Origin of the sequence: Natronosalvus caseinilyticus, from assembly GCF_017357105.1 — an archaeon.
GTDB classification, from domain to species: Archaea; Halobacteriota; Halobacteria; order Halobacteriales; family Natrialbaceae; genus Natronosalvus; species Natronosalvus caseinilyticus.
The window spans coordinates 573,890-586,924 of the sequence record NZ_CP071596.1 but is presented as its reverse complement, the minus strand read 5'-3'; the positions used below and the strand labels follow the sequence as shown (position 1 = coordinate 586,924).

Genomic DNA, 13,035 nt, shown 5'->3' with positions numbered 1-13,035 from the left:
GAATTAACTTAGCGTGGAATTGACTATCATCCGAGTTAATTTGTAATCTCGCCAGGGAAAGAACGGGCTTCACCTCCCCCGTGCCCTCTTTCGAGGGATGAGCACCCGAACGATCACTCGAGTATGTCTGCCTTACGGAGTTCCGAGCGAACGCCGTCCATAGACGTCACGACGACGTCGCAGTGGGGCTCGACGGCTGGCTTCGGATCGAAGCCGATAGCGAGGCCGGCCACCCGAAGCATCGGCAGGTCGTTCGCCCCGTCACCGACGGCGACCGTCGACTTGAGCGGGACGTCGACGGTTTCGGCGAGGTTCGCCAGTGCGTCGTCTTTCGTCCCCTCGATCAGCGGGCCCTTGACGTCGCCGGTCAGCGCCTCGCCGTCAGCGTCGAGCGGCAGGCGATTCGACACGACGTGATCGACCCTCGTACCGTCACGCTCGAGGGCCGCTTCGACGCCGCGCTGGAAGCCGCCAGTGAGAATCGCCGTCGTGATCCCGGCTTCGTTCAGGTCCCGTATCAGACCCGCCGCCCCCTCGCGGAGGACCACGCTCGCGTACGCGGCCTCGACCTCGTCGCGCTCGAGTCCCTCGAGCAGGGCCGCCCGCGAGCGCAGGCTCTCGGCGTAGCCGATCTCGTCGTTCATCGCTCGCTCGGTAATCTCGGTCATTTCGTCGGCGACGCCGAGTCGATCCCCCAGCAGGACGGTCATCTCCGAGTCGGAGAGGGTGCCGTCGAAGTCGAACGCAACGATCGTTTCGCGCATCACTCCTCGATTGCCAGTCCCGGGATAAACCAGTTCAGGTTCCCGCGAGTCTGGTCGACACGCACCGCGAGGGAGACGGACTCCGGTGACGGAGTCGCTGGAGTGACGGGGTCGCTGGAACGCGTCCGACCGACTCGAGCGACGCCGTTCGGTGCCGGCTCGTCGGACCTTCGACGACCGGAACCTCGTCACGTTCGTCTCCGCGACGCCGGACAGCGAGCGGTACCAGCGACGCTCGCAGTGTGGCTCGCCCGACGGTACGGATGCGCTACCGGCGTCTATCCCCCGATTACTTACGCTCCTGCTCGAGGCCTACGCATTCGATGTGGTGGGCCGACTCGGGGTTCGTTTCTCGATTCGTCGGTGAGCACGCCGCAATCTCGATCGTTCGTCGGTACCACCGACAGCGCATTCGGTTCCAAACCTGGTGGACCTGCGGCCGGCACTACGCGGCCCCGATCGACCCGTTTCGCGTCGTCGACGTCGCTCCGGATCGGATACGATACGTCCTCGAGCCACCCCAGCGCAGAGCGCTCGAGTCGAAGTCGCCGACGCACGTGCCCGCCGTCGTCCCCGGCACGTGGGACCTCGAGAGCGCCCGGGTCAGGGAAATCGATCGCTATCGTCGCGTCGTCCAGTGGTTCACTGGCGAGAGGTGTCCGTCGTCGCCACTCGCGGGCGACCCGCTCGCCGTTGCCGCGGACGGCGGCCCTCGACCCGAAAGTGACCAGGGTGCGAACCCGCGAGCACTCCCGGTGCTCGACCGGACAACCTCGTCCGGCGACCGGAGCGCACTCGAGTGGTACCTCGCCGACCTCGCAACCCAGGGCTGTCCGCGGATCAGCGACCGTCGCGACGGGCGATTGTCGGTTCTCGAGGAAGGATCGATCGTCGATCCCTATCCGTCGTTTCCGGCCGCGACGGGCGAGATTCGGGTCGACGTCGGTCGCGACGGCCGGTGGATCCTACACGACGGGCTCGAGCGCCTGGCCGTCGCGCAGTTACTCGGACTCGAGACGATTCCGGTTCGCGTCTCCGTTCGCCATCGACGGTGGCAACGCCGCCGCGACCGGGTGGTCCTGACGGGAGCCGATGCGGGTGATCATCCCGACCTCCTGGATCTGGACTCGAGGTCGGAGCGTCGACCGGAGGGGTCGGTAGGCGGTCACGCGTGGGCTCGATAGACGCGTTTCGTCCGTCGAAATCCCCACTGCTTATACTGGTTGACAGACGACAGGGACTCGAGGGCACGTAGCTCAGTCTGGATAGAGCGTCGGACTTCTATCCCCGTCGCGGTTGCGGTGGGGGAAGACATCCGACGGTCGTGGGTTCGAATCCCATCGTGCCCGTGATTCTGCGACGAACGGACGTGAGGAGCGAATCACGAACCACGATGGGTTCGAATCAGGGAGCAGCTTTGCTGTGACCGTGGTTCGAATCCCATCGTGCCCCTTGATCTACCGCATCAAGTGCGTGGCACCGTGGTGACGTATAGTTCCTGTGGCCAATCTATATGTGTACGTAATCTAACCAGTGTCTAATGAACCGCCGGGATGTTCTGCTCGCTGGAGGGGTAACGGGTGCAACGATGATTTCGGGTTGCTCGAGCGTCGGAGAACGTAGCGGGAAAACGACCGAAGGAGATGACGCGAGCGACGGCGCGGAGACGGGTGTCAAAGACACGTCTACTGGCAGCGGCGAACCCGATCCACCAACGTTCGAGATTACCGAATTCGACAGCGACGAACGCGTCGCGTACGACGACGTGCTCGAGGTCGACACTATGGTGACGAACACTGGAGGAAAGCTCGGTGACGACACGGTGACCCTCGAGTTTTCGGGTACTGTTATCGATACCGGTGAGGTCTCGCTCGAGCCCGAGGAGACGGTTAGAACGATGTTCACTCTCGATGCAGCAGCTCATAACAGTGGGGTACACGAAATCGAAGTATCGACAGCGGACGATGTCGAACGAAGGTCAGTTACGATCGAAAGGGAACCGGAGCCGGCAGCGTTCGATATAGATAATGTGCGTCTTCCATCGGAGGTGAATCACGACGAATCGATCGATATTGTGGTGGCGGTGACTAACGTCGGCGAACGTCCCGGGGAAGATACGATGACGGTTTCGTTTGCTGGTACTGAAGTGAGTCGACGATCAATCGAGGCCGACGCGGGCGCCATGACGGAGATTGACGTGTCCGTCGGGGCGGAACGCACCGAACACGGCGTACACGTCGTCGAAGTTAGAACAAGCAACGACGCGACGTCATCGACTATTACCGTCGAAAACCCCAACCCGTGGCGAAAGGAGACGCTTACAGTCGGTCTCGAGCAACGTGTTCCCGCTCGTCACGACATTCATGATATCGTCCGTGACGCACTCGAATACTGGGACGTGTATGCGTCGAATTTCACCGAATTCGACGTTTCCTACGAGTTCCGTGCCAATGCCGGTGATCCAGACATAATGATCGTTCTCGTCGAAGAAATCGACAGGTGTGGGGAACATACGGGAAACATCGCTGGCTGTGCGCCACTCGTTCGGGGTCGAGCGCCGGAAACTGCAGAGGTCCGAATCGTAGAGGGGTACCGGCCGGAGTGGTTGACCTCGACGCTGAAACACGAACTCGGCCACACGCTCGGATTGACTCACGACGACGAGCCAGCACACATCATGAGCAACGAGATTGAGGATCGGATCCCGAATTATGATATACGGATAGAAGCGGTCGAGCGATACGCGGATTCGATCGGACCGTTCGGTGACGGCACTCGATCCTGGAGTGCAGCGATAGATGCGTGGAGCGACCAGGACCTGATCGCGACGGAGGAATACGCCGTCGACGCGTACAACGAACTGGGGAAAGCGAAGACACAGATCGATCGTTCGAAGAATCTCGTCGACGGTCTGAAGGACGAGACAGACGCAATGTCCCTTCTTTCGGAGTCACACACCCGTATCGACACGCTCCAGTCGGCGGCCGATGAGGCGATCGACATGGCTCGGGAGGCCCGGAACGGAAATTACGGTGCTGCAGAGGACCACCGAAATCGAGCGAACGAGTACCTCGACGAATCGAACTCCTTCGAGTTCGAATCCCCGTCAGAATTGGCGTTCGCGCTCGGCTTCCGCAGGCAGGATTGACGATCGGCCGTCCTATCGAACCACGATTGGCGACCGTATCTGTGACCGCGATACACAGATTAACGTGGTCTCGATCGACGACTGACTGTCTCCGGAATCACACCGACACTGGCGTCAGCTTCGGCACAACATTGCTGACCAGTAGGACCACGGATCGGAGAGGCGAGATAACCAATTATAGTTACCTTCGGCAGCCAATACTATCGTGTTCGATTTCTAGACATATATAAAAACGCTGCGTACTTACGGTCTGAGAATGGCGCCAGGCGTCCGCTCGAGTCACCTCGAGTTCACGTCGAACGAGGTAACGGGAGCGATAGGAGATTCGATTACGGTCCTCCCGCTGGTCGTCGCGCTGGCGCTCGTCACGTCGATCTCGTTGCCACACGTCCTGGTCGCCTTCGGCGTCTTCCAGATCGTCTGGGGGCTGAGGTACGGACTCCCGATCTCCGTCGAACCGATGAAGGCGCTCGCGGCCCTCGCAATCGCGGGCGCGATGACCTACGGCGAGCTCGCCCTCGCGGGATTGCTTCTCGGCGTCGTCCTGCTCGCTATCGGCGTCACCGGGACGCTGGCGAGCGTCGAGCGGTGGATCGGCGAACCAGTCATCCGCGGGGTCCAGTTCGCGGTCGGGTTGCTCCTCCTGGAGACCGGCGTTCACCTCGCGCTCGAGGACGTCGTCTTCGCCGGCGTCGGCGTGGCGATCGTCGCGACGGCCGTCGTGCTCGGATACAGACGATCCAGCGCACTCGTGGTGCTGATCGTTGGACTGGGAGTGGCCCTCGTCGTTGCCGGCGTGCCCTCGCCCCGATGGCCCGGCCCACCGCCCGTCCCGCCGCTCGGCCAGTCGGTCTCGAGAGCCGCGGTCGACGGGGCGTTCGCCCAGCTCGCGATGACCATCGGCAACGCGGCGCTGGCGACCTCGCTGCTCGTCGCCGACCTCTTCGACGAGACGGTTTCGCCGGACGAACTGGCGACGAGCATGGGAGCGACGAACCTCCTCGCGATTCCGGCGGGCGGCATCCCGATGTGCCACGGCTGTGACGGCGTCGCCGGAAAGTACACGTTCGGCGCGCGATCTGGCGGTGCGAACGTCATCCTGGGCGGGTTCTACCTCGGCGCCGCCGTCTTCGCCTCGGCGACCCTGCTCGAGGCGTTTCCGCTCGCGATTCTCGGGGTCTTGCTGGTCGTCGTCGCCGTCACGCTGGGCTCGAGCGTTCGCCAGTCCGAACACCTCCCGCTGTCGGTCGGGATTGGGCTTCTGGCGCTGGCGACGAACATCGGACTCGCGTTCGTCGTCGGAATCGTCGTTCACCTGGCCTATCGACGCATCTCGAGCGAACGCTGATTGGTCGTCTCGCTCGTCGCTCCTGCGACGCACGTCACTTCGTGACTCGCTCACAAAAGATGGACCAAAACGTTTCAGCTCACGCCTCGAAGCCGTCCTCGAACACGAACGTCCCGTTTCGCTGTACGACGTCGCCATCCAACTCGATGAACGACTCCTCGCTCATGTCGACGATCATGTCGACGTGGACCGCGGAGTCGTTCGCCTCATTACCCTCGCCGACGGTCTCGTCGTAGGCGCGACCGACCGCCATGTGAACCGTATCGCCCATCTTCTCGTCGAACAGCATGTTGTAGGTGAAGCGATCGATGTCGCGATTCATGCCGATGCCGAGTTCACCCAGTCGGCGAGCACCGTCGTCCGTCTCGAGCACTTCCGTCAGCAGGTCCTCGTTCTTCTCGGCCGCGTGGGAGACGACCTCGCCGCCCTCGAACTCGAGGTACGCGTCGGTGATCTCCCGTCCCTGGTGATACAGCGGCATGTCGAAGAGCACCTCGCCCTCGACGCTGTCGGGGACGGGTGCGGTGAACACCTCGCCGCCGGGGAGGTTGTGCTCGCCGTAGTCGTTGAGCGTCGTGTTCCCGGCGACTGACATCGTTACGTCCGTCGTGTCGCCGCTGACGATGTGTACCTCTTCGGCGGGGTCGAGGATCTCGACCATCTGTTGCTGGTGTTCGCGCACGGCGTCCCAGTCCTTGTTGACGGCGTCCCAGACGAAGTTCTCGTAGCCGTCGCGGGACATCTCGGCCAGTTGTGCGTTCGCGGGCGCGGGGAACTGTGTGAGACACCAGCGCTTCGAGAGGCGCTCGTCCTGGACGGGGCGGTAGGCCTGTGTGTAGGCCGCGCTGACCTCGGGATCGACGTCGCTGGTCTCGGTTGCGTTGTCGCCCGCGCGGATCGCGATGTAGACGTCCGTGTTCTCGATCAGCGCGAGTTCGTGTGATGGGGTGTCGAACTCGAGGTCGTCACCGTCACCGTCGCCGTCTGCCGCCGCGCGAAGGAACGCCCGGTGCTGACGTTTGCCCGCCCGCTTGCTCGTCGTGAGGGGGTTCGCGCCGGCGTCGCCGACGACCTCGTGGAGGGCGACGACCAGGTCCTCCGCGACGGGGTGGGCGTCGATGACGACGTTGTCGCCGGGCTGGAGGTCCACGGAGTGGTCGGCGATGATCTGTGCGTGCTCGCGGATTCGCGGATCCATGCTCGGCTATTTCGATTAGAAGTCGAATATCCTTTCGTTCCGGTCCACTCGAGATACTGGCAACCGAACCAGCGAGACGCCACTCGAGGTGCGGGCAGCCGAAACCGATGGGTCGCGACGCGTTCACCCGGCACCGACCGGGAGCGTCGCCTATTTCTTCGGCGAGACGAAACGGATACCTACCATGATCGATCTGCGCTCGGACACGGTCACGAAACCCGACGACGCGATGCGCGACGCCGCCCGCGACGCCGACGTCGGCGACGACGTCTACGGCGAAGACCCCACGGTGAACGAACTCGAGGAGCGCGCCGCCGACCTCGTTGGCAAGGAGGCGGCCCTCTACGTGCCGACGGGGACGATGGGCAACCAGATTGCCGTCCGCGAACACACCGAGCGTGGCCAGGAGGTACTCGCCGACCGGGAGAGCCACGTCGTCAAGTGGGAACTCGGCGGGATGGCCCAGCACGCCGCCGTCCAGGTGCGGATGGTCGACGGCGAGCGCGGCGTTCCCTCAGCCGACCAGGTCGAGGCGGGCTACGTCGCGGAGGACCTCCATCGCCCCGGAACCGGGCTACTCTGCCTCGAGAACACCCACAACGCGCGCGGGGGACTGGCCATCGAACCGGTCCGGATCGCCGAGGCTGCCGAGGCCGCCCGCGAGCGCGACGTCGCGGTTCACCTCGACGGCGCGCGCGTGTTCAACGCTGCGACGGCCCTCGACGTCGACGTCACCGACGTCACTCGGCACGTCGACTCCGTGATGTTCTGTCTCTCCAAGGGGCTCGGCGCCCCCGTCGGCTCGATGCTCGCCGGCGACGCCGACTTCGTCGAGCGCGCGCGCCGAACGCGAAAACTCTTCGGCGGCGGAATGCGCCAGGCCGGAATCATCGCGGATCCCGGCCTGCAGGCCCTCGAGAACGTCGACGACCTCGAGGCCGACCACGACAACGCCCGCCTCCTGGCGTCGGGGCTGGACGACGTTGCGGGCCTGTCGGCGCCCGAACCGGAGACCAATATCGTCGTCGTCGACGTCACCGGGACGGGACTGGACGTCGAGAGCGTCCTCGAGCGCCTGCGCGAGCACGACGTGCTGGCGACCGCGTTCGGGCCGACGACGATTCGGTGCTGTACCCATCGAGACGTCTCGCGCGAGGACGTCGAGCGAGCGGTCGAACAGGTTGCCGGGGCGCTCGTCTAGGTCGTGTTCACCCATCCGTCGATACTGGTGTCACTCATCGATTTTCGACTCTCGAGCACCAGTCGCTCCGCGGTTTCATCTCCCGGGTGAATCAGCTCCCGACGCCAGTCAGTCGGGAGAAACGGCGCTACCGACGCTCCATCCCATCTCGAAACTCGAGGACGGTCCGGCGAAGCAGGAGGTAGAGAAAGAAGATGAGCGACAGCAAAATGACTACCATCGCGATGATGACCGGATCGTCGGGGATGAGGTCGAACATACGTCGTGGTTACACGGGCGGTCGCAAAACCGTTTCGACGCCTCGAGGACGGTGAGACTCGAGGACCTGTAGGCCGAGAACTGGCTTTGGGGCTGGAAACCGGATAGCTAAAATCGATTTTTTAGCTTGCGGTGAGTCTTTTTATACCCGACACGTAGGTGATGATGGACTTCGGTCGCACACGTTCCCGTGACATCCACTGGTGCGACCGGTACAGTCCACCCACCGTCCGGGGCCGACCTAGCGCTCTCCCCCAGCGCGGAAGTCACAATTGACCGACCGATCGACCGACCGACCACTCACGGTCGGCCCTACTCGTCCCCTCTGATGCTTCGGCGGTCGCCCGAACCGCCGTTCGTTCACAGTCGCGTGCCCTCCCCCGTGGTCGTTTGGATTTTCTCACGTACGTCGCGTCCTCCTCAGTTCCTGGTCCCGCTCCTTCCTTCGCTTCCGTTCCCATCTCCCTCTCGTCCCCGCTACGACTCCTTTCCGTTCGCACTCCTGGTTTCGTTTACACTCTTGCCCCGCTCTCGCTCACTCCGACTCGAGCGCGAACGACTCGAGTAACGTACCATCCGGCTCTCGAAGTTCGCCACGAACCGTCTCGTCCTCGTCTCGCTCGAGCGTCGCGAACCCCGGCCGGTTTCCGCGTGGCTGAGCGTGGCTTCCGGGATTGAGCAACAGGACGCCCTCCGCGTCGACCACCGACGGGCGGTGGGTGTGTCCCGAGACGACGACGTCCGCCTCGCGTGAGCGGCCGAACATCGCCAGGCCGACGTCGCCGCCGTCGCGTCGGTGCGTGACCGCGATCCGGATTCCTTCACAGTCGACGATTCGAACGGGCGGTAGCTGTTCGGTGACGGTCGCGTCGTCGGCGTTGCCGTGGACGGGATAGAAGACGGGGCAGAGCGAGCGAAACGCCTCGAGAACCCCAACGTTGGTGAAGTCGCCGGCGTGGATCACGGCGTCGGCCTCGCGGGCGGCCTCGAGCGCCGCGCCCTCGAGGTTGTGACCGCCGGTGCTGTGCGTGTCGGAGAAGATAGCGAGCATCGGGACACGGTAGGCCGCGAGGGAGTACCACTGTTTCGACATCGACCGGACGCCTGCAGTCGCATCGTTTATACTCGTCCCCATCTTCGGACGAGACAGTACGCATGTGGCCACTCGGACACGCCGCCCTCGCTTACCTCCTGTACTCGCTCTGGACGCGCCGTCACCCGGCGCGGGTCCCGAGCGCGGTGGCGGTCGTCTGCGTCCTCGTCGGCAGCCAGTTTCCCGACCTGATCGACAAACCGCTCGCCTGGTACGCGACGATGCTTCCGACGGGCCGATCGCTGGCACACTCCCTGCTGTTCGTGCTCCCGGTTTCGCTCGCCGTCTTCGCCATTGCGAGCCGGTACGACCGTCCGACCTACGCGGTCGCCTTCGCTATCGGCGCGTTTTCACACCTCCTCGCCGACACCGTGCCAGCGCTCTGGGGCGCCGAAGCATTCGGGTATCTGTTGTGGCCGGTCGTCCCGGTCGAGCCATACGAGGAGGGCCCACCGAGCATCCTCGAGCTGTTTTCCAGCTCCCTGGGCGACCCCTACTTCCTGCTCGAGTTCGTGCTCGCTGCGGCGGCCCTGGTCGTCTGGCGCGCGGACGGCTATCCGGGACTCGACCTCGTGACGGACTGGCTCGGATGGGCTTCCGACGAGCGCGAACACCCCTCGCGCTGACGGGATCTGCGGCGAAACCGACGGAACCGGCGCAACGGTTTTCCACCGGGGCGTCGCACACGAACGCATGCACGTCCTGCTGGGACTCGACGGAAGCGACGAGTCGGTGAAGACGCTCGAGACGACGATCGAGCGCGTCACCGAGGTGGGCGACGACCTGCTCGTCGCCGTCCTCGACAAGCCGGAGGCGGACCGAACGGTCGAGGAGATGCACGAGCTGGCCCAGGAACGACTCGTGGCGGCCGGGATCGACGCCGAAATCCGGACGCTCGAGGGCGATCCCGGGAGCTCGCTGGTCGCCCTGGCCGAGCGCGAGGACGTCGACCAGCTGGTGATCGGCGGCGGGACCAGGAGTCCGATGGGGAAAGTTCGCCTCGGGCCGATCACCGAGTTCGTCCTGTTGAACGCGACGATGACCGTCAAACTCGTTCGATAACGATGACGAAGACTGAGAGACAACGACGAGTGTACCCGGACGAACCGGCCGGCCCGTTCTCGACGCCGCCGACGACCTACACCGATCCGGATGGGCGAGACATCGAGATCGGGCCACTCGACCTCGGCCTCGGTACCGGGCCCGAACCGGCCGACGGAGCGCTCGAGGCGCTCACCCGAATGTACGTGCAGTTCGACCCCGCCGACCGCGCTCAGGGTATCCCGCCGACCGGCGAGGACCGCATCCGCCAGTGGCTCGAGCCGTTGCTCGAGGATGGGATCAACGTCGTCGCGCGACACGAGGAAGGGGTGATCGGTCACGCGACGCTGGTTCCAGACGTCGACGACCCGGAGACGGTCGAGGATCTGAGCGAGGTCGAGTGGGAACTGGCGATCTTCGTCCTGCAGGCCTACCAGCGCGGCGGCATCGGAACCCAGTTGCTCGAGCACCTGCTCGGACACGCGGCCGAACGCGGCGTCGAGTGGGTCTGGCTCACCGTCGAGCGCTGGAACGGCCCGGCCATCGCGCTCTACGAACGCGTCGGTTTCGAACTGTGCGGGACCGAGAGCTTCGAACAGGAGATGTCGATCCACCTCGCTCGCAACGGGAAGCCGTAGCGCCCTGCTCGCGACGGAAGCCGTATCGACGCTCGACGGGAAACCGCAACCCCTACCACGCCCCTGCGCGCACGCCTATCCATGCAACTGGGCGTAATCGGACTCGGACGGATGGGCCGGATCGTCGTCGACCGAGTGCTCGCCGCGGGCCACGACGTCGTCGCCTTCGACCTCGACGAGGACGCGATCGATGCCGCGGCCGCCGCGGGGGCCAGCCCCGCCGACTCGATCGACGACCTGTGTGACCAGCTCGGCGAGGACAAGCGAGTCTGGCTAATGGTTCCCGCGGGCGCACCCGTCGACGCGACCCTCGAGACGCTCGAGCCCCGCCTCGAGGCCGAGGACGTGGTCGTCGACGGCGGCAACTCGAACTTCCACGACACGCTTCGGCGCGCCGAGTCCTGTCCGGCGGCGTACCTCGACTGCGGCACCTCCGGGGGCCCTGCCGGCGCCGAACTCGGCTTCTCGCTCATGGTCGGCGGCCCCGAGTGGGCCTACGACGAACTCGCCCCGGCGTTCGACGCCGTGGCGACGGGGCCGGCGGGCCACGCCAGGATGGGGCCGTCGGGGTCGGGTCACTACGTCAAGATGGTCCACAACGGCGTCGAGTACGCGCTGATGCAGGCCTACGGCGAGGGCTTCGAACTGCTCCACGAGGGCCGGTTCGACCTCGACCTCGAGGCTGTCGCCTCGGTGTGGAACAACGGCGCGGTCATCCGGTCCTGGCTGCTCGAACTCTGCGAGGAGGCGTTCCGCGAGGAGGGGGCCGACCTGGGCGACGTCGCCGACCGGATCGAGGGCGGCTCGACGGGCACCTGGACCGTCCAGGAGGCTCTCGAGCAGGAGGTCCCTCTCCCGCTGATCTACACGGCGCTCGCCGAGCGGTACGGCTCGCGGGCGGACGAGGGACGGTTCTCGAGGCGGCTCGCGAATCGTCTGCGGTACGGGTTCGGTCGCCACGAGGTTCAGCGGCGGTAGGCGGTTTGAGGGGCGGAAGTCGCCGACGCGGTGTTCTGGCGTTCTGGCTATTTAGCGCGTTAGTGCGCTGGTGAGCTGGCGTTTTGCAGACCTGTCAGCCCGACAGCTCGAAACGCTCACCGACTGACGCACCCACCTATATGTACCCCTCGCCACATCGGTCAGGTATGCAGACAGTCGAGGTCACGGACGAACAGTACGCGGTGATCCAGCGATTGCGAGCGGCCATCTCCGAGGACGTCGTCGGCAGGTACGGCTTCGTGCGCGAACGCGACGCGATCCAGTTTCTGATCGACAATCTCGAAGCGGGCGAGGACGGTGAAGACGGTCTCGAGGTCGACTTCGAGACCGACACCCCGGGTCGAACGGCGACGGACGACGTGGTGGCGGCCGTCGAGTCGGCGATCGAGTCGGGCTCGCAGGCTGATGGGTCCGACGAGGTGGCGGAAGTCAGTTACGACGAGGAGGCGGAGACGAGCGCTACCGACGACGGGGGTGACGGCGACACCGATGCGGACTCGGCGGAACCCGAGTCGGATGCAGATGCCGAAACCGAGGACTCGAGCGATGACGACACCGGGGACGACGAGGACACAGACGATGTCGACGCCAGCGAGGGTGACGGTGAGAGCGTGGACGATGACGACGACGAGGACGATACCGAGGACGAGGATACCAGCGAGAACGAAGACGAGGCGGACGGAGACGCAGACGACGAAAACGAAGACGAGGATGCGGGCGACAGCAGCGGCGCCGCCGACGACGACGACATGCTGAACAAGATGATGAACCTCCTCGAGACCCACGACGACAAGTGGGACGAATCACCCGCTGCGGACTATCGCTACCGGGTTACGCTCCCCGACGACTCCACCGAGGACGTGCAGACGAAAGACGACGTGCGCGCGCTCCTGTTCAAGAACTACTGACCCGCGTTAGCGGTAGCCGTCGGTTCACCTACCGACGCGCTGAGGTGTGGACGGAACCGCTGTAGCTGGTCGGTCGGGTACACCAGCCCGCGGGACTTGTCGTACTCGAGGAGCCCGTGCTGGTCCAGTTTCGGGAGGACCGACGTAGCAAGCGAGACGTACACTCGCTCGCGCTGGCCGTCCTCGAGGTCAGCGACCGTCGTCCCGTATTCCCGGGCGGCGACCCGTTCGGCGAGGGCCCCCATCTTCACGGGCCCGGTCGTCCCATGTTCGAGCAGACAGGTGACCGTCTTTCGCTGACGGGGCGTCTCCAGGACTCGTCCGCCGGCGTTGTGTGGACCGTCCGGGCTGTCGGTGGTGGCCGGTCGGTCGTCCGTCGAATCGCTCCGCTGGGGTCCTTTCACCAGGGTGACTGGGCTGGAACGGCGCACCGACGTCT

Annotated in this window: 14 protein-coding genes and 1 tRNA gene; 10 read left to right on the top strand and 5 right to left on the bottom strand. The window is 64.8% G+C overall.

What is annotated here, in order from left to right; all coding sequences use genetic code 11:
- Positions 1–113: 113 nt before the first annotated feature.
- Complete coding sequence (gene serB / locus J1N60_RS02870; RefSeq protein WP_312910560.1) at positions 114–764, bottom strand: phosphoserine phosphatase SerB; 651 nt, start codon at positions 762–764, stop codon at positions 114–116.
- 323 nt (positions 765–1,087) lie between these two features.
- On the opposite strand from serB, the gene J1N60_RS02865 reads away from it, so the two are divergent.
- The 4 genes from J1N60_RS02865 to J1N60_RS02850 all read left to right on the top strand — a co-directional run bounded on the left by J1N60_RS02865 (position 1,088) and on the right by J1N60_RS02850 (position 5,260).
- Entirely contained in the window at positions 1,088–1,948 is an 861-nt protein-coding gene (locus J1N60_RS02865) for a ParB N-terminal domain-containing protein (RefSeq protein WP_312910558.1), read from the top strand.
- 61 nt (positions 1,949–2,009) lie between these two features.
- Positions 2,010–2,113: transfer RNA gene (locus tag J1N60_RS02860), tRNA-Arg, on the top strand.
- A gap of 191 nt (positions 2,114–2,304) precedes the next feature.
- Positions 2,305–3,912, top strand: a complete 1,608-nt coding sequence (locus tag J1N60_RS02855; protein ID WP_312910556.1) for a hypothetical protein — start codon at positions 2,305–2,307, stop codon at positions 3,910–3,912.
- Between the two features lie 256 nt (positions 3,913–4,168).
- Complete coding sequence (locus J1N60_RS02850) at positions 4,169–5,260, top strand: putative sulfate/molybdate transporter (protein ID WP_312910554.1); 1,092 nt, start codon at positions 4,169–4,171, stop codon at positions 5,258–5,260.
- Positions 5,261–5,339: 79 nt separating this feature from the next.
- Here J1N60_RS02850 and J1N60_RS02845 read toward each other — a convergent pair whose 3' ends face one another.
- Positions 5,340–6,458: an aminopeptidase gene (locus J1N60_RS02845; protein WP_312910552.1), complete on the bottom strand. Its 1,119-nt coding sequence runs from the start codon at positions 6,456–6,458 to the stop codon at positions 5,340–5,342.
- 184 nt (positions 6,459–6,642) lie between these two features.
- On the opposite strand from J1N60_RS02845, the gene ltaE reads away from it, so the two are divergent.
- Positions 6,643–7,659 (top strand): low-specificity L-threonine aldolase, encoded by a 1,017-nt coding sequence (ltaE, locus tag J1N60_RS02840; protein WP_312910550.1) that lies wholly within the window; start codon positions 6,643–6,645, stop codon positions 7,657–7,659.
- 127 nt (positions 7,660–7,786) lie between these two features.
- Here ltaE and J1N60_RS02835 read toward each other — a convergent pair whose 3' ends face one another.
- Together J1N60_RS02835 and J1N60_RS02830 are read right to left on the bottom strand one after the other, a co-directional pair.
- Positions 7,787–7,918 (bottom strand): DUF7859 family protein, encoded by a 132-nt coding sequence (locus J1N60_RS02835; RefSeq protein WP_256498863.1) that lies wholly within the window; start codon positions 7,916–7,918, stop codon positions 7,787–7,789.
- 534 nt (positions 7,919–8,452) lie between these two features.
- Entirely contained in the window at positions 8,453–8,968 is a 516-nt protein-coding gene (locus J1N60_RS02830; protein ID WP_312912525.1) for a metallophosphoesterase, read from the bottom strand.
- 104 nt (positions 8,969–9,072) lie between these two features.
- Between J1N60_RS02830 and J1N60_RS02825 the strand changes: the two genes are divergently transcribed.
- The 5 genes from J1N60_RS02825 to J1N60_RS02805 all read left to right on the top strand — a co-directional run bounded on the left by J1N60_RS02825 (position 9,073) and on the right by J1N60_RS02805 (position 12,596).
- Entirely contained in the window at positions 9,073–9,636 is a 564-nt protein-coding gene (locus J1N60_RS02825) for a metal-dependent hydrolase (RefSeq protein WP_312910546.1), read from the top strand.
- Positions 9,637–9,703: 67 nt separating this feature from the next.
- The gene (locus tag J1N60_RS02820) at positions 9,704–10,072 is read left to right on the top strand and encodes a universal stress protein (RefSeq protein WP_312910544.1); all 369 of its coding nucleotides are present in this window, start codon (positions 9,704–9,706) and stop codon (positions 10,070–10,072) included.
- 2 nt (positions 10,073–10,074) lie between these two features.
- Positions 10,075–10,689, top strand: a complete 615-nt coding sequence (locus J1N60_RS02815; RefSeq protein ID WP_312910542.1) for a GNAT family N-acetyltransferase — start codon at positions 10,075–10,077, stop codon at positions 10,687–10,689.
- 81 nt (positions 10,690–10,770) lie between these two features.
- Positions 10,771–11,667: a phosphogluconate dehydrogenase (NAD(+)-dependent, decarboxylating) gene (gene gnd, locus J1N60_RS02810; RefSeq protein ID WP_312910540.1), complete on the top strand. Its 897-nt coding sequence runs from the start codon at positions 10,771–10,773 to the stop codon at positions 11,665–11,667.
- A 167-nt stretch (positions 11,668–11,834) separates the two neighbouring features.
- The gene (locus J1N60_RS02805) at positions 11,835–12,596 is read left to right on the top strand and encodes a hypothetical protein (RefSeq protein WP_312910533.1); all 762 of its coding nucleotides are present in this window, start codon (positions 11,835–11,837) and stop codon (positions 12,594–12,596) included.
- On the opposite strand, the gene J1N60_RS02800 is transcribed toward J1N60_RS02805, so the two are convergent.
- Entirely contained in the window at positions 12,590–13,000 is a 411-nt protein-coding gene (locus J1N60_RS02800) for a DUF7344 domain-containing protein (RefSeq protein ID WP_312910531.1), read from the bottom strand. The genes J1N60_RS02805 and J1N60_RS02800 overlap by 7 nt on opposite strands.
- Positions 13,001–13,035 lie beyond the last annotated feature (35 nt).